This window comes from Paenibacillus sp. MER 99-2, from assembly GCF_023714095.1.
In the GTDB taxonomy this organism is placed as follows: domain Bacteria; phylum Bacillota; class Bacilli; order Paenibacillales; family Paenibacillaceae; genus Paenibacillus.
The window spans coordinates 31,775-52,621 of the sequence record NZ_JAMAUZ010000005.1; the positions used below are offsets into that span (position 1 = coordinate 31,775).

Consider the following 20,847-nt stretch of genomic DNA (forward strand, 5'->3'; position numbering starts at 1 on the left):
CGCCTTTTATCTTAAGACGGAGTTAGAAATGTTAACTATGAACTGAACTAAATAAATAAACAAAAAATAAATTATACAAAAACCCGTTTTTGTTTCAATATGCAAGATCCATTGATAGGCAATTCAATCTTCCCTGTTCTGTTTTCCCCTGATTCAGCATCCACGTATCCGTCATGATCTAATTCGATCGACGCTTCTTCACCTGAGAAGTTAAGCAAAAATACATAATCCGTATCGCCATCGGTTCGTAGTTGAGCGGTTACGCCTTCGGGTAGAGTGCAATTGATCGTTCGCCGAACACCGGCTTGCTCTACAAGTTTACCGTAGAAGGATTGATAGAAAGAGTCTTCGCTAACGCGTGCTGCAAGATAGTAGGCTTGCCCGGCACCAAGACGATTCACGGTAAGTGCTGGACGTCCTGCGTAGAAGTCATCCCCATAAACGGCAAGCACTTCTGCTGTCTCCACATGGATTAAATCGCACAACTCATGAACCTCAAGTGTACCCTCCAACCCTAGCGAATTTTCAGCATTGAATACAAGGGAGTTGCGGTCATGATCATGAAGGCCTTCGAGTTCTTCAGACCAGATGCCAACAGTAGTGCGCAATGGGCCTGGGAAACCCCCAAGATGACATAGATCATTTTCATCTACAATCCCACTCCAATATGTCACAACGACCGTACCGCCAGCTTGAACGAACTGCTCAATCTTCTCCCCTGTCTCCTGGCGAAGAAGGTACGCCATGGGCACAAGAAGTAGCTTATAGTTCAGGAAATCGTCATTAGAACCTACAATATCGACGGGCACACCCAATTCCCACAACGCACGGTAATGCTGCGCCACTGTCTCTTCATAATGCAGACCACTATTGCGCGGGCCTTGTGCATCATTAATTGCCCAACGATTGTCCCAATCGCACAACATAGCTGTTTCAGCCGGAACAGGCGTACCGATAATATCCGACAGTTCTGCCAATGTGCTGCCTAGGTCAGCGACATCCTGGAATACGCGTGTATGCTCGTGACCAACATGATCCACAACTGCACCATGGAATTTCTCACTGGAACCACGACTCTTACGCCACTGGAAATACTGTACTGTATCTGCACCATGCGCCACTGCTTGTAACGAAGATAGACGATGCATGCCTGGGCGTTTAAGCTTGCTCACTGCCTGCCAGTTGGTCAGACTTGGCGTGCTCTCCATCAACATGAACGGCTTTTTCTTCAAACTACGGAACAGATCGTGATTGAAGGCGAACCATGATGCCACATGACGATCGGAAGCAGCCTCATGCCATTTAGGATATGCATCCCATGAGATCACATCAAGCTCATTCGCGAATGAATGATAATCTAAGCCGTAGAACCAATCCATCATATTCGTCGTACAAGGAAGGTCTGGGTTGGCATTCTTCAGTGAGCTTACCTCGTGTTTATAAAAGTCTAACGTCTGATCAGATACAAAACGCCGCCAATCCAGGTTTTGTCCATGTACCGCATTCTCCCCGTGAGGTGCAGGTGACTCCACTTGTGACCAATCGTTATAGGTATGACTCCAGAACGTTGTCCACCATGCACGATTTAAATTGTCAATGGATCCGTATTTGGCCTTCAGCCAATCTCGAAATGCGGATTGACAGTAATCACAGTGACAATCTCCGCCTAATTCGTTGGAAATATGCCAGCCGAGCACTGCGGGATGATTCGCATATCGTTCAGCAAGTTTTGTATTCATAATCGTTGTTTTCTCTCTATAGACGGGCGAGGTATAACAGTGATTGTGACGTACACCAAATAGATTACGAACTCGATTCGCCTCAACCCGGAGCACTTCCGGGTATTTCTGAGCCATCCACGCCGGTCTAGCACCAGTTGGTGTAGCTAGCCAAGCGTAGATGTCATTCTTAGCGAACGTATCAAGCACATGATCCATCCATTCAAAATTAAACTGACCTTCCTCCGGCTCCAAAGCCGCCCAAGCAAAGATACCGATTGCCATGACGTTGCAATTAGCCAGCTTCATCAGCCGGATATCTTCTTCGAATATTTGGGGATCATGCAGCCATTGATCCGGATTATAATCAGCGCCGTGCATAAATGCCGGCAGCTTGCTACTAATGGGAGGGAACTTTTTTGCCATCTTCGTTATATCTCCTTTGTCATTTATTCTGTAAAGCTTGTATTACTTCGCAAGAAAGGCATCAATCTGGGACTGCATTTCCTGCTGGACTTTATCTATGCCCGCTGCCTTGAGCTGAGCATTCAACTCTTCCAGCCCTTTATTCATATCCTGAACAAGTCCATACTCCAATGGAATTGCATAGCGAACCATGATATTGCTAATATTGGCTACTTCCGTTTTTACCTTGGAGTCATCAAATACAAAGGTTTCTAATGGGAAGTGATATACCTCTGCCTCCCAATTATTGAAGATATCATCAGCTTCTTTCGGATAAGAAGCATCTTGTCGGTTCAGATACGAGTTCCAGCCCCAGTTTGAGAAGCCTGTATAATTGCCTGAGCTGGCCTCTAAGACAAACTTGTCATCGCCTTCTGGCGTATAGTGTGTGCCAGCAATTCCATACATGGATAAATCGTGGATTTCCTGATCGTTCTGCAAGAGGTCGATCACCATTAGCGCTCGTTCCGCATGTTTGGATGTGGAGTGGATCGCAATGCCGTTCTGCGTCGAGATTGCGCCAAGTTTCTTTTTGTCTGGCGTAATGTCAGCTATTGCAAACTCCAGCTCGGGTGTGTCCCGGCGTGCTTCAGCCAGATTGAATCCCGTTGTACCCAGATTATGTGCATAGGAAGAAACCTTCCCAACTTTCATGTCTTGCCAAATGTCGTTTTTATTGGTGACAACGTTCTTCGACCAAGCACCGTTATCGGCCAGATCCTTATAATAACCAAGCAGATCCTTGAATTCTGACGTCTCGTAGACATTAAATACTTGTCCTGTAGCATCATCTAATTTATAGGTTAACGGAATACGTAGGTCGACAACCTTGAAATTGTTATTTTGCTCTAGTGCAATCTGATCCAACTCATGCCATTTCCAGCCATCGGCAGCTTTAGCTCCAAACGCTGTGATTCCTGCCTCATTGGCAGCAATGGTCTTCAAGTAGTTTGCATAAGTTTCTAAACTATTGATCTCTGGCAGGTTATGCTTCTGACGAAGATCCTCGCGGTACAGCACGACCTTGTTCGTTACTTCTAGGTTATTGTTGGGCACCATGTACAATTTGCCGTTAATTTTGGCTTGATCCCATGATACTTCTGGCATCTCGGCCCACGTCTGCGGCGCATATTGCTGTAGCATGTCCTCCGTGATTTCCTTGAAACCACCTTTAATTGCTTGATCGTTGTAATACGCCCAGCTCGATGTATACACCAGATCAAAATTTTCATTGGCAGCAAATTTCAATGGATACTTCTGGCTCCAATCGGACCAGTCAAGAAATTCGACTTCAAGCGTGGTATTAATCTTCTCCTTCAGCTTCTTGTTCAACTCACCAAAAACGAGATCATAATCTACAGGCTTGCCTCCAAGAAGAATCATCTTGAGTGTAACTTCATCCGACGATTCAGCCGAACTAGAGCTTGAATCCCCTGCACTCTGGTTGCCTCCATTACCGGAGCAAGCTGTTAATATAACCGATAGAACAAGAGTCAAAGAAAGAAGACGAAAAATCGATTTATTTCTGTGTTTCATCGTTGTAACCCCCAATGGAATAAAGAATTAATTTCATATAATCACCCTTTGACAGCACCAATCGTAAGACCCTTCACAAAATACCGCTGAATGAACGGATACACGAGCAAGATAGGGCCAATCGCAACGATCGTCATGGCCATCTTAAGGCTCTCCGTTGGAATCTGAAGATTCACAACAGCACCTGAAGCGACCATAGCTTTACGCATCCCGTCCATGTTTCCCAACATTTTATACAGGTAGTACTGTAACGGCATCAGGTTCTCATTGGTGATGAACAGCATCGCGTGGTACCAGTCATTCCAATATCCCAGTGCAATGAACAGACCGATGGTCGCCAGTGCTGGTTTGGTTAAAGGCAGAATAAGTCTTAGATAGATTAGAAAATCTCCCGCACCATCGATCTTCGCAGATTCTGTAATTGCATCAGGAATGCTACTCATGAATGACTTCATGACAATGATATAGAAGACATTGAGCAGCATCGGGAGCACTAATATAAGGAACGTGTCTTTTAACTGCAAGTAATTGACGATCATGAGATACCATGGAACTAAACCACCACTGAATAGGGTAGTGAAGAAGAAGAAAAACGAAAATCCATTACGCCATTTAAAATCTTTTCTTGCGAGAGCATATGCCGTCATAGAGGTGAGAAACAAACCTACAACGGTTCCGACCACCGTAACACTGATTGTGACCATATATGCTTTGATTAACTGTCCTGGGAATTCAAAAAGCAACTTGTATGCTTCTAATGAAAACACCGAAGGAAAGAGTTGATATCCATCCTTAATGATGCTACTTTCCTCTGTCAGAGATGACGAGAGCACAAGGATAAAGGGTACCAGACAGAAAAGCGAGATCGCGGCGAGTAGAATATAACCGAGAATCTGAAGCAGTTTTTCATCCCGTCCTGTCCGGCCAGGTGACTTGCTTGTTAATTGCGCGCTCAAATTGTACCTCTCCTTTCAATTTCTCTGAGCCTCTAGAGGCTTAAAATTCGTGTTCAAAAAGGTCGGTTTTCAGTACCGAGAAAATGGGATGAAGATAGAAATGGAGTAGCGGAGCGTAGGCAAAACTACGTGAGCAACGGACATTTCGGCTGAATCCCATCTTCGATGCTGAGATGCGTCTCGCGCATCTTTCGTAATCAAAAGCGAACTTTTTGAACAACCTCTTAAAATAGAGCTCGATCTTTGTCGTATCTGCGTACAACGTAGTTGGCGATCAGAATGGTGGCAAAACCGAGTATCGACTGATAGAATCCGGCAGCGGATGACATGCCAATATCATTGGATGAAGTCAACGATCGGAATACAAACGTATCGATTACGTCCGTGTTTGAGAACAACAAGCCGTTATTTCCGACCATATTGTAGAACATCCCGAAATCTCCTCGGAATATATTACCGATGGACAGCAGTACCAGAATAATGACGGTTGGAATTAGGTTCGGAATTGTAATTCGGAAGATACGTTGAAACACATTCGCCCCATCAATCTCCGCCGCTTCATACATCTCCGTGTCGATGCTGGTGATGGCAGCAAGGTACATGATTGAACCATATCCAACTGCTTTCCATGCCGATACAATGACGAGTATGTAAGGCCAGTAAGCTGCTGTGTTGTAGATATCAATGGGTTCCATCCCAAACGTATTGAGAATAACGTTGATCAAGCCAAAGTCATAGCTGAACAGGTTGTACGCGATTGCGCCGACAACAACCCATGAGATGAAATAAGGCAGGAACAGCATGGTTTGAAAAAGTTTGCGCGACCACTTATGAGCAACCTCAAATAGCAATATCGCCATCGTAATCTGAAGCAGGTTATTCACCACGATGAAGGCAATGTTATACAATGCCGTATTTCGAGTTACCTGCCACGCCTGTCCTGACTCAAAGAAGAAACGAAAGTTATCCAAGCCATTCCACGGACTTCCTAATATTCCACCCTCATACGTGAACTGTTTAAAAGCTAAAACGATACCTGCCATAGGAATGTAAGCAAACACAATAAAAAACAGTACGGCTGGCAATAACATAAGCAACAGGGTTCGGTATTTAATCAAATCCCCCAGAAAGCCTTTTCGATGCATAGACGTCACCCTCTCTGTCTCTATAACCGTCATCCGGTTAACATAATGATACTTTGATTATAGGCTGTGCCCAGGTTCACCCAACATTAAGGGAAGCAACTAAAAGTAATATTCAATCTACGATTTCATAAAAAAAGCGCCGGAGCATAACATGCTCGGCGCTTTAGGTATCTAAATATGATGTCTCTTCCGATACTCACCTGGAGACATACCGGTTGACTGTTTGAATTGGCGATTGAAGTAGATAATGTTTTTGTACCCAACCTTCTCTGCGATTTCATAGATTTTGAACGACGGATCACTCAGCAGCTCGCATACTCGTTTCATCCTTAGATCCAGAAGAAAGTCACTAAAATTCATGCCTGTTTCTTCCTTAAAAAGGTGCCCCAAGTAGTTAGGCGAAAAAGCAAAATGGGCGGCTACCTCCTTCAAAGTTACTTTAGATTCAATCCTCTCCTTCGCATAATTCAGAATATCTGTAATTAGCTTACGGTTGGTCTTTGATCGTTCAGTAAACAGCCGCTCAGACAATTCGAAGAATCGCCGTCTTAACCAAGATAATATATCGCTCACTGTCTCAAAATGGAACAAAACCTCCGGTTGATGTGACTCCCATTGCAATAGTTCATATAAGTTTTCGTTCAATTGCTGTAAATCTGCGTGTAGCTTAGATGTGATGCGAATAATCAAATTATAGACATCATTCATCTTGTGCAATGGACGATCACGCCCGAAGATTCGTAACAGGCAGTCATCAATGCCAACCAGATCATAGGACAGAATCGCATTCATCATGATGGAGATCATCTCTTCAAGATTCTCCGCATTCTGATCACCTAAGGGATACTCTGCTACATCGCGAATTAGCCGATTCTTGCCAATCAGCCACTTGGCGCCCAGAGCAGAGACTGCCTGCTGGTAGGATTCAGGCAATTCTCGCCACTCATCAGTAGACTTACCATATCCTATAGTAACCGTCAGAGGGAATGCACTGGCTACAGCCAGAATCAATTCTTCTAGCAGAGCGACATTCTCCTCTTCGGTTCCATTAGCCAACATAATAAATTGGTAATCAGAGTGGCTTGCGATAATAGTACCTAGTCCGCTCTCTGAAGCTAGTTTTTCGATGTAGCCCATCATGTCACTGGACAATTGACGTCGGTCATCCGCAGACATATCAAGCATTTTCCACTCCACATCGTCCATCTCGATAATGGCCACAGCTGCACCGTTGCGAACAAGGGGTTGTATGAGTTGCTGCATATGGCTGTCGATCTGCTCGCCTGTTCTAGAGCTCAACCAGCGAAGCAGAAGCGCCTGGCTCGCTAGCGACATTACCTCATCATTGGTCTTAATTCTCTCTTGTTCTCGGCTAATCTCTCGACATAGCTCAGCAAGGATCTGTTGAAGCTCGTCATTATCCACTGGTTTCAATAAATAACCAGATGCGTGTAAAGACAACGCCTCTCTTGCATATTCGAAATCCTCATGCCCGCTAATAAAAATGATTTTGAGGCGAGGATTGATTTCCTTTGCTTTGCGCGCAAATTCTATTCCGGTCATAATTGGCATGCGAATATCGGACAAAAGAAGATCAACTTCATTGCTTTGTAGTAACTCAAGAGCTACGAATCCACTGTTCGCCGTTCCCACAACTTCAAGTGGCAATCCACTCGCGACCACTCTACGCCGAAGCCATTCCAAGTCAATTCGCTCATCATCTACGAGCATAACCTTTAACGTCATTTTGTTCCTCCATTCAGACCGTCTAACCACGAGTCTCTGTCACTTGTCGGCTCTGCAGGCAGTAAAATTCGAACGGTCGTTCCTCCGCCATATACGCTACCTATTTCTAAGCCAAATTTATCGCCGTAACGAAGCTTGATTCGATCATTCACATTTTTCAACCCATAACCACATCCCTGTCCTGCTGGGTTAAACATGGATTGAACTTGTTCGGGCTTCATGCCGACTCCATTGTCAATCACGCTTAATTCGATCCGATCGTCTCGTTGTCGCCCCTCGATACGAATTGTGATTGTATCCCCATACCAAGCATGCTTAAATACATTTTCCACAATAGGCTGAAGAATCAATTTGATAACTGGAACGTCAAGAATACGAGGGTCGGCATCCACACTGAAGGTGAAGGCATCGACATACTTGACTCTTTGAATATTCATATAGGTCTCGACTTGCTCCAATTCCTTCTCAAGCGGTATCACTATATTTCCCTGATTCAGCGATAGACGGTAAAATTTAGATAGTCCCTGAACCATCTCCGTAACTTGAGCCGTCTCCCCCAGATTAGCGAGGCTGTTAATGGTAGAGAGCGTGTTATATAGAAAATGTGGATTGATCTGTGCCTGTAGCGCATCAAGCTCAGCCTGCTTACGTCGTATCCCTTGAGCATAGACGTTGCTGATCAGCTCTTGGATATTGGTAGCCATTGAATTAAATGCTTCGGCAATTTGACTGAATTCATCATTCCCACCAAAACGAAGACGTTTCTCAAAGCTGCCATTTTCAAATGTGTGGACTAGTGAGATGATCTTTCTCATTTTGCGACCCGAAAGCCTAGCCACCAGGAAACCAATCAACATCATAACAACGAAGCTGATTGTGCAGACAGATAAAATAATTTTTTGAAGACGCTGCGCATCTTTTTGTAAATATTCATGTGGAACCCATGTTTCAATAATAAAATCTGTCCCTGGGACACTTTGTTTGAGTGTCAGGTAGGAAGATAGATCGACTGCTTCTGCACCTGTGCCACCGCGTTGATACATGACAGCTCCCGTAACTCCGTCCACGAGCCTCATGGAGATGCCATCCTCCTCTGGATAGGTCACATAGTTCCCAAGCAGATCCGCAAAGCCAACCGTGATTCGGAGTATACCGCTGTTCTGGTAATCGTCAAAGGAAATCATTCGACGTACATGAGATATCTGGCTTAGCTCGCGATCTGATTCGACTTGCATCCAACGATTATCATCTCCCTCCAGGCTTTGTTGTGCCCAGGTGGAGTCCTTAATCTCAAGAGTCGAGAGAATGTAATAATCACTTTCCTTCAACGGTGTCGTCAGATCATCGCCTTCAATAATGTTCAGATCGTTATTATTGGTGTATAAAACAATCCGTATAGGATTGCCAAATAGCTGCAATGGAGATTGCATTTTGGGTATAATCTCATCAATCATTGTCAGATACATCTCATGTGGCTTCCCTTTCTTCTGCAAAGCTCGCTGAAAAGGGGCACTGCTAAACAAGGTATCAGAAATACGCTGAATCTCGTCCAGCTGGTATTTCAAGTTATTACTTGTCTGCGCCATGGACGTCCTAATATTAGTCTCGGCGATCTCTGTGCGTGAGTTTGTAAGCATCATAAAGGAAACATAGCCGATGACAGCATCCGTTACTAGAACAAGCAACAAGTAAGTGATCATCATTTTATACGAATAGGGAATTATTTTTCTTTTTTGCGTTGCTTGGCTCATACGTAGTCTCCCGTTTCATCGGATGTGTGTGTTCTTTATATAATGCAGTATATCTCAGTCACTCTCTTAAGACGCCTGAGAGGCCGATCCAAAATCGATCGACCCTCATAGGATTTACATTTGAGATGTAGTACTTATTGTGATATTAGTTTTTCTCTAGTAACGTGTCAATTTGACTCTGGAGTTCCGCTTGCACCTTTTCAATTCCAGCGGTATTAAGTTGATTGATTAATTCGGCCTGCCCCTGTTGAGGATCTGCAATGAGACCATATTCTAATGGAACACCATAACGAACCATGACATTGCCGATATTAGCCAGCTCATTCTTCACCTTCTGATCGTCAAACACAAACGTCTCAAGTGGATAATGGTACACTTTCTCTTCCCACGACTTCTCCATTGCTGCTGCTTCTTCTGGATAGGAAGTCTCTGTCCGGTTCAGCGGCGAGTTCCATCCCCAGTTAGAGAATCCAGTATATTTATCTCTGTTCGGACCAGGTTTATATTTATCCTCATCAATGGGTTCGTAGTGACTGCCTGCGATACCATACATCGTCAAATCATGGATTTCTCTATCATTCTGCAATAAATCAATGACCTTCAGGGAACGCTCAACATGCTTTGACGTTGCATGAACAGCCATACCATTTTGCGTCGAAATAGACGCTGTTTTCTTTTGATTCGGTGTAAGATCAACGATAGACATCTCCACATCTGGAAGATCACGCTGAGCTTCAACAAACTGGAAGCCTAGAGAACCTAAATTTCCTTTAAGTGATGCCGCCTTGCCAGCTTTTACGTCCTGCCAAACTTCATTTTTACTGTTAACAACATTCTTAGACCAAACTCCACTATCAGCTAAGTCTTTATAATACAAAAGTAGCTCAGTAAACTCAGGTGTATCGTAAACATTGAACACTTTTCCAGTTGCATCGTCGAGTTTAAAAGCAAAAGGCATGTTGGGATCGATTAGTTTCCATTCATTTTGCTGTTCAAGTAGCATGTTATCTAACTCATGCCACTTATATCCACCCCCGGCCGCTGATGCAAAACCACTCATCCCCGGCTCATTTTTGGCAATTGCTTTTGTATAGGCAGCAAATGTCTCAGCATTTGTAACGGGTTCAAGGTTATATTTCTTACGTAGATCTTCACGTATCATGACAACTTTGTCCGTTATTTCCTGGTTATTGTTCGGAACCATATATAGTTTATCTTTAATTTTCGCTTGCTCCCATGAAACCTTCGGCATGGCTTCCCATGTCATCGGTGCATTGGTTTGCAAAAGTTCATCCGTAAGTTCATAGAACCCGCCATTCATTGCCTGATTGTGATAGAACGCCCAATTCGCCGTAAACACCAAATCAAAGTCATCTCTCGCGGCAAATTTCAGTGGGTACTTCGATGACCAATCTGACCAATCTAGAAATTCTGTTTCAATCGTTGTGTTGATCTTTTCCTTAAGTAATTGATTTACCTCACCGAACACCTCGTCATAATCCGCAGGTTTGCTGCCTATGAGTAACATTTTCAGTGTCACATCTTCCGATGCACTGGCTCCATTATCAGCAGTTCCTTGTGGATCATTACTTTCATTACCATTCCCACTGCTACAAGCGTTTAATAGTAGACTGACCATTAGCATGAGTGTTAACAGTCTCATGGCTCCCCTTTTCTTTTGCTGCATCTGACATCTCCCCCTAGATTAGATCATGCAATATTTATTGTGCGACAAGCTATTGATAATCAGGTAACCCTGAATCATCATGGATTCATGCGTTATTCCAAAGAGAATGTAATCGCTTCCCAAAAGAAACAAGATTCGTTTTCCCTCTTTGGCAACTTGATCATCTCTTTAACCCCATTATAGGTAAACATCACATGCTCCAACATTCACTCAAGCAACAAAAACCTATACTTATTCAACGATTTCATTCAGAAGTATAAAAGCAAAATCATCAAAAAGCCTAACCCAAATAACATACTGTTTGAGTTAGGCTTGCAATGTGCTTCCCGCATGAAGCATGAAAGATTCTATTTTGCAGAGTTAGAATTAGAGAAAATTTTTATTGTGTTAGTAGTCTAGATAACTTTCAGCAATTTTCGTTAATGTTTCTTTACTGATATGATCTGAATTTGCCCGCACGGTATAGCTGTATCTTTGTTTTTTGTCCGGGCTCTCGTATATCCATTGCAACTCAATGGCGCGCGAAGGAGTAAATTCGGTTTGCAGCATTTCTACACCTTTCACCTGAAGCTTTTCCTGTTTAAATTCAACTTTCTCATCAATATACGATGTCGGGTCGCTCTTACCCGTCAGATTATTGATCATAACCTCGATTTTATCTTCTCCGTTTTGATACGTAACAGATAGATGGGCAACCTCATCTGTCATTTCAACCGGCATCATTGCATAACCCTGCTTAGACTTTTCGGCCTGATCTCTCAGTTTTGTAGTCATTTCCTCTTTTTCTTGCAGAGAGGGTGGATTTACATCATAGGCAGTTTTGAAAAATACATCCGCCTGTTGGTATGCATAATCCCCATTGACTTTGTCTGCAACCTTAATTGATTGATCTGTAATCTTATCCTGCAACTGAGAAAGATTGTAGAAACTAGTTGCCTTCGTACCCAGGTCTGTCTGATGATTCGGGTTATTGGCAGCAACATAAAATAAAGCGGCTTGACCATTCTTTAACTGCTTCTCTTTAAGGTCATAAAAAGCTTCGAAACGTTTTACGTCATCTTTCGATTCTGTCTTTACGTATTCTTTCGTCGATTTAGTCTCATATACAACTTCGCCATCTGTATTGGTCAAAGAATGATACTGGACTGCCGCATAACCCGTGGTGGCCATTAACATCATTCCAACAAACGCAGTTAGAGCAATTTTATATTTCACGAAAAACCTCTCCTTTTTCATCTCCGTATGCAGTACTTTCATTACCTTTCCTGTTAGTTCCACATCGGGAATGCGCGGGTCACCAAACAGTTTTTTCAAGTCCTGATCCTTCTCCATATTCATACACTCCCAGTCCCTTTGCTTGGGCATAATACTTTCGAAATTTAGCAGATGTACGTTCATATTTTTTACGAAGGCTTGCGCTATTCTTACCGAGAATCAAACCAATCTCCTGATAGCTCTTATCCTCGATACAACGTAAGATTAACAAGTTGCGTTCCTCTGCCGATAGTTTCGTCATAGCCTGATGTACAGATTCATCAAAATAGTTGGCCTCAATATGCATATCGACATCATTGTTATCTTTATCATCACGGTAAAAGAAAGGTAAATATTTAACCAATTTACGTCTACGAATGAAGTCAATACACTGGTGGTAGGCAATCTTGTATAACCATGCGCTAAAACCCATCTCATATTGGGTATATTTTCGCAAGTTGCGAAATGTCTTCAGAAATACTTCCTGTGCATTATCTTCGGCTTCATCATGTTTACCCAGCATATGATAACAGTAGAGAAAAATTGGTTTCTGATAAATCTTCATGATCTTCTCGAATTTTTCTATCTCTCCATCTAACACATCTGCAATGATCTGATTAATCTCCGTGTCATTCAAGCTCTCTCCCCCCTTTCATACTATACAACGAACAACTCTACTAATAATGTGACAGTACGAAAGGTACTATATTCAAAACCGCCCTATTCAGACGGTAAAACTAACACCAGACCTGTCCTGCCCCTTAGCTGAACAAAAACAGCTGATCATATTGATCAGCTGCTTTCTCAGATTTATTACGCGATGACCGGATAACTTCCAGGAAACATTTCTCCTTCTTACCGCGTTTATACTATGTACACACCAATTTTTGTAAGGAGGGCTTCAAGATGAAGCGGTTTATTTCTCTGTTGTTGATGTTATGTTTGGTTGGTAGTGTCTCATCCATTGCATCTGCAAATAACCAACCTTTAGAGGATCTACCTTTGGTGGAGCGCGCAGCTCATATGTATAATTCTTCATTGAAAAAATCCGTATTAAGTGTCACGAAGGCTGGTAAGTTAACTACTACGGAGTATAACTCTATATTTATCCCAGTAAAGGATGTCTTTAAATCCTCCGGAGCCAAAATTCAATGGGATGGAAAGAACAAAATAACAACTATCAAAAATCAGGAACATGAATTAATCCTTAACTTTTCTGAAAAGACTGTGATCCCTAGAAAGAATCAACTTCTTGTCCCTAAAGAGTGGTTACAATTGAAAAACGGAGCTTCAACTATGAATGCATTTGTCTTAGCCTATCTTTTTGAAGTGTATGCAGATGAGTCTGATCAGGAGAGAGTTGAATGGGAGAAACAACTTGAATTTTTGGATATTAAACAAACGACCGGTATTGGAGGAATAGACGGGTATATGCATGTTTTTGTTGAGTTTAATGATTAAGCATGTATTTATCATTCTGCATCTTCATAGGAGCAGTCTGGTTAGAATGGAGGTCATCTAGTGAAATCAAACTCACAAAAACTCACTATAGTTGGTGTGACTCTTGCCTTAGGGATTGGTGCGGGTGTCTATGGCTTGGAGGCCACATCTGCTGATACTAGCCCCTCTAAGGATCTAGTTGCTGCTATAGGTGTAGATGGAAAAGAAGGTTACATCAAGACTTCAGACATGAATCAAAATTTGCCACAAACCCCTGAGGAAGCCATTCAAAGTATGAATGAACCAAAAGTCGATAAATATATCAACTTGTACGATAGCAATGAGAATATTATCGGAAAATTCCTACTTGAGAGTTCAGAAGATTCTAACACTGCAATGGCAATTGACCTAAAATTAGCAAAGAATACGTTACAAGAGAGCGACCGTCCCGCGCTGGATATACTCGAAGAAAATCTAATTGCTCTCGTACAGCATGATCACAAACTTTACCGATCTGGTTTTGTCGATGACCAACTGGCAGATGCTTTGGACTTTTATTATGGTGAGCAGTTCCAATATAAGTTCTCAAGCATCGAGAGCATTAAGAAACAAACATCTATCAAAAATCAATTACATATTACTGTTCTTGGTGAACGTCTGGATACAACAACCGATTCGGTTGAACAAGTAAGAATGATGTATGCGATCCGTCAGAGTAAACAAGGAGATTGGGACATCTATACCATTGATTAATTGGTATGCTGTCCCCCTTTCAGGGGACTTATTATGAACTACAATTTAAGGTCAACGATTCATAAAATGGGCATACAGTTGCTCGAAGGATGTAAAACGTTCGACTTCTCTGCCTACCTTACCATATTCCTCAGCATACTCATCCATCACTTCAAGGAACTTCTCTTGCATAACGGTTAGATTACTTGCATCAAAGTACTGCATAAGATCAAATTTCTTAGTTCCGATCTTCATAGCCATTTCATCAAGATATCCTTGTGCTCCAAAGGCTGAAAGAAATATATAAGGGGCATCATTGGTTGAAGCACCGTTCAAGATTTTGTTGCGGTAGTTGCACCACAGTTCTTCGTAAGTTCCCTTCAGATTATCATAGGTCGGAGCAGGTCTAGCGATGAAGTTATCACACATCGTGCTGTGCAACTTCGTAACGCTTTTCAATATGTTGAAAGATGCTAATCGGATATCTTCGATGGTAAGCGCTTCAATGACTGACATGTAAAGTGATTCGAGATGATCAGGAAGATAGCGCAATGAACATATCTCTTCCAAATATCGCTTGATTCCTCGTTTAATGCACGTATTATTCATGCTGACCAACGCATTGACTAGATTGTACAGAACGTCGGCAGATGCCTGCCGAACGGAGCCAATATTTTCACCCAGCATCGTATCGCTGTAGGCTTGCTTAGCCAGATCAATCCATTTTTTTGCTCGATGAAGACACGCTTCTCCGATTGGATCCGCAAGTGCATCAAGCGCTTTTTGCTTGAATCCGTTCAATTTCTCCAAATCCTCAGGCTTGGCATAATAGAGTACTTTGAGCCCGGTTAGGCTCGATACGTTGGGACTTTCCAAGGTAGATTGTTCGTGTATTCTTGTATCCCAAGGCGTGCAATAGATGTCATATCCAACGTCATCCAAGATGAAGCAATCGGATATCCCCCACCCCTTATCTGTATTGTTAATGATAATTAAATCCAGATCACTCTTCTCGTGAAAGTCCCCGGTGCTAAATGAACCCGTAAGCCCAATAATGGCGATATCGTCTAGAAAATCTCTCTTTACACGTTCGATCACCATGTTGATCAGCCGTTCATTTTTGTCCAGCAGCTGTTTCATTATGATTTCGTTCATTTCACTGCCCCCTTCTCCTAATGCAGACGTCCTTGGATCACAACAACCTTAACTTGAGTCTATCGATTTAGAGATGCAGTTACTATGTATAAGTTGATTTAATTCATCTTTGCACAAAAATCCGCTATACCGTCGATACGACGATGTAGCGGATTCCATCAGTTCTTTGTATAAACAATCTTCTTAATACTTTCACAGGACAAAAAATTCCGCTCCGCCAACTCGTTTATGCTGACTCCATTACGGAACAAGGATTTAATCTCAGCGTTTCGAGCAGATACTTTACTCTTACTGTGTGTTTTCTCTCCCCATTTGAGGTGTGTCTCTTTAGGTTTGGGGATGTATACCAATTCGCCCTGAACGTATTCTTGAATGATCCGTAGCAATTCTTCCGGGAAAATCGACTCGGCTTTTGAATATTTCACGTGCCTCACTCCTTATTTAATAAATCAATAAGGTGCAAAGCCAGTTCGTAGAATATTACAACTCGTTGTTGGCAATTGGATTGTTGCTAATCTCTATGCAAAGCATTGCCATATCCTTCACTGGCTTTGCATAGAGCCATGCATATAAGAATCCTACCCCGATTGTTTTCAATGGCCTCACCTCCACAGAAAATAGATAGCTGCTAACTGCTATTATATCAGAGCATGTTGTTGAATTGTTTGCCATCCATGTTCATGTTGGTGACGCGATTTGATTTTAAATCATAAAAGGTTATAGTTAATCTTAGGAAATAACTCATATGGGGTGACTAACCATGAACAAGCAAGAACAGGTCATGATGGATTTCAGGGACTTATTCAACAAATTGGTTTGGATTAATAAATCGAAGATGGAAAGTAGTCTTAAAGGATATAAGCCTTCTGAAGTCCATTGCATTGAATTTATAGAGAAAAATGTAGATTCCAACGTAACCAAACTGGCGGAATCCCTCTATATGACCAAGGGTGCCATAAGTAAATTAACGAAGAAGCTCATCGAAAAGGGTCTGATCGAAGATTATCAAAAAGCAAATAATAAGAAGGAAGTCTTTTTTAGACTAACCGAGCAAGGCAGAACCATATATGACATTCATGAGAAACTTCATACAGAGTTTCAAGAGAGAGATGAATCTGTATTTAATCATGTAACTGAAGAACAATATGATAAAATGCTGAACTTCATTGAAGTGTACAGCAAACATTTGGATATGGAAATAGACAAACAAGGTTTAGATCTAACGAAGTAAAACCAATAAAATGAGTTAAAACCAAGAGCAACCTTCTCTTTAGAGAAACGGGTGCTTTTTTTTATTCTCTAATTATTGTTGACAAGGAAACAAAATAAGAGTAGATTTTTAGTTGACTAGGAAACAAAATTCATTTTAAAGGAGCATAATATGACATCAGACAACGTAAAGGAACCTGGAATACCCAAACATATTCTTATCACTGCTTGGGCGATTGCGCTAGGAGCCATTGCTCCTATGCTAGACTCTACCATGGTGAACATTGCTGTAAATCAACTAACAAAGGATTTCCATACCACATTGGATACCATCCAATGGGCCATCACTGGATATATTTTAGCCCTTGCGATTGCAGTTCCTGTATCTGGCTGGCTCATGAATACATTTAACGGCAAGAAGGTTTTCGTTGGGGCTGTAATTGCTTTTGGCGTGATTTCGGTCTTAGTCGGCGTTAGCTGGGATATTTCAAGTTTCATCCTATTCCGTTTACTTCAAGGATTCAGTGCCGGAGTCATTACGACTTTAATGTTTACCCTCTTAGTTAAAACAACGGGGCAACAATATTTAGGCAGAGTCATGGCTATTGTAAGTACGCCTATGATCTTTGGTCCTATCTTGGGACCGATCATCGGTGGCTTCATCGTTCAGGCGGCATCTTGGCAATGGATCTTTTTCATTAACGTGTTCATTGTATTGATCTCTGCGCCATTCATGATGAGTAAGATTCCAGACTTTGAGCCCTTCAACAAAGAGAGCAAGCTCGATCTCGTGGGAATTATCGTTCTATCCTCTATGAGTGTGGCTTTAATTTATGGAATTACCAAAGCAGCAGATCATGCCACTTTTAATAATCACGAAACGATCTTGTGGATGGGGATTGGCCTTGCTTTGGCTATCATTTATCTCGTTTATAATCGGATTAAAAGCAATCAAACCGTTCTGCCTATGAATTTGTTTGCACACAGAAACTTTGCAGCATCAAGCGCGGGGCTATTCTTAGCCAATATCGCTATTATGGGTCCGATGTTGATACTCCCCCTGTTCTTTCAAACCTTTCGAGACTTCACAATGATTCAAACAGCAGCTGCACTCATTCCCCAAGGCGTTGGTATGCTAATCACTCGGCCTTTCATTGGAAAAATGATTGATAAAGTGGGTGCAAAATATGTACTGATCGCCAGTCTCATTCTTTCCCTTATCGGATCTATTCCCTTCATTTTCATCTCGGATACGACAAGTATGATCTGGATCTCGGTCATCCTGTTCATCCGTGGTGTCAGCGTTGGAGGCATTAGTCTTCCATTGATGAGTGAAGCCTACACTGGACTCGACAGCAAACAGCTTCCTGAGGCAGGCGTTGGCATCAATATCATTGAAAATCTGGGTTCAAGCTTTGGCTCAGCGATTATTGCAACGTCTGTTGCAACGGCTCTACAAGGCCTACATCCAACGATTGCACATCAATTGCATGGGTACCATATCGGTTTTCTTGTAGCTACGATCATCTTAGCGCTGATCTTTATCCCTAGCCTGTTCCTTACTAATAAAAAGAAGGCCAGAAATACACCTATGTTAGAATGAGATCAAGAACGCGTTTATTGTAACGGAGAATATTGGGGTTGTCGCTGTCTATTATGTTATTAAGGAGCTTAACTGCCCGTCAGTTGAGCTTTTGTTACTAATTGCTGACTGCCTTGTATATACTGAACTGCATCCAGTATTGACTCACTTCCATTTTTGTTAAGTTAGTTAAATAAAAGCAGCCATCACTTAGATCAGCTGCTTTCTTGGTATTATTAAGTTAGCGTATCCCATTAGTTTAATGCATTAACAGTCATGTTTTCGGCTAAAATCTGTTCTGGTAATCAGCTTTACAGGTATAAGTAAAGCTATACCTCAAGCTCTTTAATTATCTTTGCAGGTACGCCTCCTACAACACAATTATCAGGAACATCTTTAGAAACAACAGCACCCGCACCAACAATTACGTTGTCTCCAATAGTTACACCTGGGAGAATCACGCAATTTGCCCCAATCCAAACATCATTGCCAATGATAACAGGCTTTGTAATGGACAATTTTTCTCTTCTCCCCTTGGCAGACAGTGGATGATTTACAGTAGAAATAATACTATTTGGTCCAATCATACAGTAATCTCCAATGGTTACCTTATCAACATCTAGAATGGTGACATTGTAATTGGTTAAAAAATCTTCTCCAACATGTATATTCTTACCTACATCGCAATTAAACGGAGGCTGCATAAAGACTCCGCTGCCACATGAACCAAATAATTCGAGGATTACTTCACGCTGCTGTTGGATATTTGCGGTGTCAATTTCATTAAATCTCCTACATAAACGAGTGGCATGTTCTTTCATAGAAGCAATCTCAGGATCTAAAAAACAAAATTCTTCACCAGCAAGGTACTTCTCCATCTCTGTTTTCATAGAAATTCTCCTTAAATAGATTATTCAACTTTATCCCCGAAAGAAATCAAAAAAGAATTCTGCAGCTTAATATAATCCTATTAACGTTAACATATGATATATACTCAGACTTCTGAAGTGTATTGCGAATGGTTCTTGGATGGTCTGATGTGTAATTGATCTTTTTCCTTCTTTTTCAGAGATGACATGGTAGGGAAAAAACTGAAGACCAATACCAGCACTGATCCAATCCATGCAAGTGGACTATCTAAAGCTGCCCCAGTAAACCCCCATAAGGGTATAAGAATTAATCCAGCAATAATGCGGGCAATGAGTTCAAAAACTCCAGCTAATGTAGGGATAAGTTTTTGTCCTAGTCCTTGTAACGTAAAACGGATTGTAAATAATATGGCTAAAAACCAGTACATACTTGCATTGAAATAAAAATATGTTTGTGCTAATTCAGTAACCATAGGTTGATCATTGCCTACAAAAATATTAACTAACGGTCTCCCAAAAATGATGATTAACCCGCCAATAATAGCAGATATAGTACAGTTGAGAATCATCGCTTGATGAACTCCCTTTCGAATACGGCCAAATTCCTTTGCCCCATAATTTTGCGCTGTGAATGTCGCCATTGCAACCCCGAACGAAACGGATGGCAGTATAGCTAATTGATCAATTCGGCTAGCTGCAGTATATGCCGCTACAGCAGTTGTACCTAAGGTATTAAGCATAGTTTGTAGGATAATATGGCCTATCGCAATAATAGATTGTTGAAATCCCATCGGTAATGAGACTCCTAAATGATTACGAATAACGGACCAATCCAAGGACAGATCTTTAAACGTAATATTCAGTAAAGGAATCCTCTTTCTAACATAAAATACACAACAGACAGTAGAGAATAACTGAGATATTACAGTAGCTAAAGCCGCCCCAGGTACTCCCATATGAAAACCTAGAATGAGCCAAAAGTCTAAGATAACATTTATAACACATGAGATTATCAGAAAAATCAAGGGCGTTCGTGAATCCCCTAAAGCACGTATTTGATTACTTAAAAGATTGAATGACATTGAAGCCCCAAATCCAAGGAAAATGATCTGTATAAAAGCTGCAGAATCAGAAATAATTTCTTCAGGTGTCTGCATTAAACGAAGCAGTGGAAATGTCAGTGAGTAAGCTAAAAGAGTAATAATAAGTGTTACGAAAATGGTTATCCAGATACTAGCGACGAAACTTTTCCGTATTCGTACATGATCTTTAGCTCCAAAAGCCTGAGCAGTAGGAATAGCCAGTCCCGCACTAATTCCAAAAGCTATCCCAAGAACAAGAGATGTTAGACTAATTGTAGCTCCGACAGCTGCCAATGCATCGACACCTAGGATTCTGCCTACAATTAAAGCATCAATAAAGCTATATAATTGTTGGAATATGTTTCCTAGAAGAAGTGGTAAAGTAAACATGATAATGACTTTGATAGGGCTTCCTTTTGTTAAGGTATTCAATTTTAGTCTCCTCGAATAGTGTTGGAATTTGATTGCCGAAATGTGTTAACGTTAACACATTGGCCTAAAAAAAATCACTCCGTATTGA

General features: G+C 41.7%; 17 protein-coding genes. 4 read left to right on the forward strand and 13 right to left on the reverse strand.

The window, feature by feature from the left end:
- Positions 1 to 71: 71 nt before the first annotated feature.
- The 9 genes from M3636_RS20220 to M3636_RS20260 all read right to left on the reverse strand — a co-directional run bounded on the left by M3636_RS20220 (position 72) and on the right by M3636_RS20260 (position 12,895).
- Complete coding sequence (locus M3636_RS20220; RefSeq protein ID WP_251383793.1) at positions 72 to 2,144, reverse strand: beta-galactosidase; 2,073 nt, start codon at positions 2,142 to 2,144, stop codon at positions 72 to 74.
- Positions 2,145 to 2,186: 42 nt separating this feature from the next.
- Complete coding sequence (locus tag M3636_RS20225) at positions 2,187 to 3,719, reverse strand: ABC transporter substrate-binding protein (RefSeq protein ID WP_251383794.1); 1,533 nt, start codon at positions 3,717 to 3,719, stop codon at positions 2,187 to 2,189.
- Positions 3,720 to 3,760: 41 nt separating this feature from the next.
- Positions 3,761 to 4,675 (reverse strand): carbohydrate ABC transporter permease, encoded by a 915-nt coding sequence (locus M3636_RS20230; RefSeq protein ID WP_251383795.1) that lies wholly within the window; start codon positions 4,673 to 4,675, stop codon positions 3,761 to 3,763.
- 224 nt (positions 4,676 to 4,899) lie between these two features.
- Positions 4,900 to 5,820 (reverse strand): ABC transporter permease, encoded by a 921-nt coding sequence (locus M3636_RS20235; protein WP_251383796.1) that lies wholly within the window; start codon positions 5,818 to 5,820, stop codon positions 4,900 to 4,902.
- Between the two features lie 171 nt (positions 5,821 to 5,991).
- The gene (locus M3636_RS20240; RefSeq protein ID WP_251383797.1) at positions 5,992 to 7,566 is read right to left on the reverse strand and encodes a response regulator transcription factor; all 1,575 of its coding nucleotides are present in this window, start codon (positions 7,564 to 7,566) and stop codon (positions 5,992 to 5,994) included.
- A complete protein-coding gene (locus M3636_RS20245) occupies positions 7,563 to 9,317 on the reverse strand; it encodes a sensor histidine kinase (RefSeq protein WP_251383798.1) in 1,755 nt (584 codons plus the stop codon). Before M3636_RS20245 ends, M3636_RS20240 begins: the two co-directional genes overlap by 4 nt.
- Positions 9,318 to 9,462: 145 nt before the next feature.
- On the reverse strand, positions 9,463 to 11,004 hold the full coding sequence (locus M3636_RS20250) for an ABC transporter substrate-binding protein (protein WP_251383799.1): 1,542 nt from the start codon (positions 11,002 to 11,004) through the stop codon (positions 9,463 to 9,465).
- Between the two features lie 387 nt (positions 11,005 to 11,391).
- Positions 11,392 to 12,336 carry a hypothetical protein gene (locus M3636_RS20255; RefSeq protein ID WP_251383800.1) on the reverse strand — a complete coding sequence of 315 codons (945 nt, stop codon included), beginning with the start codon at positions 12,334 to 12,336 and terminating at the stop codon, positions 11,392 to 11,394.
- Positions 12,299 to 12,895: an RNA polymerase sigma factor gene (locus tag M3636_RS20260; protein ID WP_251383801.1), complete on the reverse strand. Its 597-nt coding sequence runs from the start codon at positions 12,893 to 12,895 to the stop codon at positions 12,299 to 12,301. The genes M3636_RS20255 and M3636_RS20260 overlap by 38 nt, the downstream gene beginning before the upstream one ends.
- 269 nt (positions 12,896 to 13,164) lie before the next feature.
- Between M3636_RS20260 and M3636_RS20265 the strand changes: the two genes are divergently transcribed.
- Together M3636_RS20265 and M3636_RS20270 are read left to right on the forward strand one after the other, a co-directional pair.
- Positions 13,165 to 13,719: a stalk domain-containing protein gene (locus M3636_RS20265; protein ID WP_251383802.1), complete on the forward strand. Its 555-nt coding sequence runs from the start codon at positions 13,165 to 13,167 to the stop codon at positions 13,717 to 13,719.
- 60 nt (positions 13,720 to 13,779) lie between these two features.
- The gene (locus M3636_RS20270) at positions 13,780 to 14,451 is read left to right on the forward strand and encodes a hypothetical protein (RefSeq protein ID WP_251383803.1); all 672 of its coding nucleotides are present in this window, start codon (positions 13,780 to 13,782) and stop codon (positions 14,449 to 14,451) included.
- 51 nt (positions 14,452 to 14,502) lie between these two features.
- Here M3636_RS20270 and M3636_RS20275 read toward each other — a convergent pair whose 3' ends face one another.
- Together M3636_RS20275 and M3636_RS20280 are read right to left on the reverse strand one after the other, a co-directional pair.
- Positions 14,503 to 15,585, reverse strand: coding sequence for a nucleotidyltransferase domain-containing protein (locus tag M3636_RS20275; protein ID WP_251383804.1), 1,083 nt, complete (start codon positions 15,583 to 15,585; stop codon positions 14,503 to 14,505).
- Between the two features lie 158 nt (positions 15,586 to 15,743).
- Complete coding sequence (locus M3636_RS20280; protein ID WP_251383805.1) at positions 15,744 to 16,010, reverse strand: CD3324 family protein; 267 nt, start codon at positions 16,008 to 16,010, stop codon at positions 15,744 to 15,746.
- A 335-nt stretch (positions 16,011 to 16,345) separates the two neighbouring features.
- Here M3636_RS20280 and M3636_RS20285 point away from each other — a divergent pair, with 335 nt between their 5' ends.
- Positions 16,346 to 16,816: a MarR family transcriptional regulator gene (locus tag M3636_RS20285; protein ID WP_128100146.1), complete on the forward strand. Its 471-nt coding sequence runs from the start codon at positions 16,346 to 16,348 to the stop codon at positions 16,814 to 16,816.
- Positions 16,817 to 16,966: 150 nt separating this feature from the next.
- The gene (locus M3636_RS20290) at positions 16,967 to 18,397 is read left to right on the forward strand and encodes an MDR family MFS transporter (RefSeq protein ID WP_251383806.1); all 1,431 of its coding nucleotides are present in this window, start codon (positions 16,967 to 16,969) and stop codon (positions 18,395 to 18,397) included.
- Positions 18,398 to 18,705: 308 nt separating this feature from the next.
- Here the strand turns inward: M3636_RS20290 and M3636_RS20295 are convergent, their stop codons facing one another.
- Together M3636_RS20295 and M3636_RS20300 are read right to left on the reverse strand one after the other, a co-directional pair.
- Positions 18,706 to 19,266 carry a sugar O-acetyltransferase gene (locus M3636_RS20295; RefSeq protein WP_128100144.1) on the reverse strand — a complete coding sequence of 187 codons (561 nt, stop codon included), beginning with the start codon at positions 19,264 to 19,266 and terminating at the stop codon, positions 18,706 to 18,708.
- Between the two features lie 104 nt (positions 19,267 to 19,370).
- Entirely contained in the window at positions 19,371 to 20,759 is a 1,389-nt protein-coding gene (locus M3636_RS20300; RefSeq protein WP_251383807.1) for an MATE family efflux transporter, read from the reverse strand.
- Positions 20,760 to 20,847: the final 88 nt, after the last annotated feature.

Coding starts and splice junctions, on each gene's coding strand:
- M3636_RS20220 (WP_251383793.1), bottom strand. CDS start 2,144: ATGGCAAAAAAGTTCCCTCCCATTAGTAGCAAGCTGCCGGCATTTATG.
- M3636_RS20225 (WP_251383794.1), bottom strand. CDS start 3,719: ATGAAACACAGAAATAAATCGATTTTTCGTCTTCTTTCTTTGACTCTT.
- M3636_RS20235 (WP_251383796.1), bottom strand. CDS start 5,820: ATGCATCGAAAAGGCTTTCTGGGGGATTTGATTAAATACCGAACCCTG.
- M3636_RS20240 (WP_251383797.1), bottom strand. CDS start 7,566: ATGACGTTAAAGGTTATGCTCGTAGATGATGAGCGAATTGACTTGGAA.
- M3636_RS20245 (WP_251383798.1), bottom strand. CDS start 9,317: ATGAGCCAAGCAACGCAAAAAAGAAAAATAATTCCCTATTCGTATAAA.
- M3636_RS20250 (WP_251383799.1), bottom strand. CDS start 11,004: ATGCAGCAAAAGAAAAGGGGAGCCATGAGACTGTTAACACTCATGCTA.
- M3636_RS20255 (WP_251383800.1), bottom strand. CDS start 12,336: ATGGAGAAGGATCAGGACTTGAAAAAACTGTTTGGTGACCCGCGCATT.
- M3636_RS20265 (WP_251383802.1), top strand. CDS start 13,165: ATGAAGCGGTTTATTTCTCTGTTGTTGATGTTATGTTTGGTTGGTAGT.
- M3636_RS20275 (WP_251383804.1), bottom strand. CDS start 15,585: ATGAACGAAATCATAATGAAACAGCTGCTGGACAAAAATGAACGGCTG.
- M3636_RS20285 (WP_128100146.1), top strand. CDS start 16,346: ATGAACAAGCAAGAACAGGTCATGATGGATTTCAGGGACTTATTCAAC.
- M3636_RS20290 (WP_251383806.1), top strand. CDS start 16,967: ATGACATCAGACAACGTAAAGGAACCTGGAATACCCAAACATATTCTT.
- M3636_RS20295 (WP_128100144.1), bottom strand. CDS start 19,266: ATGAAAACAGAGATGGAGAAGTACCTTGCTGGTGAAGAATTTTGTTTT.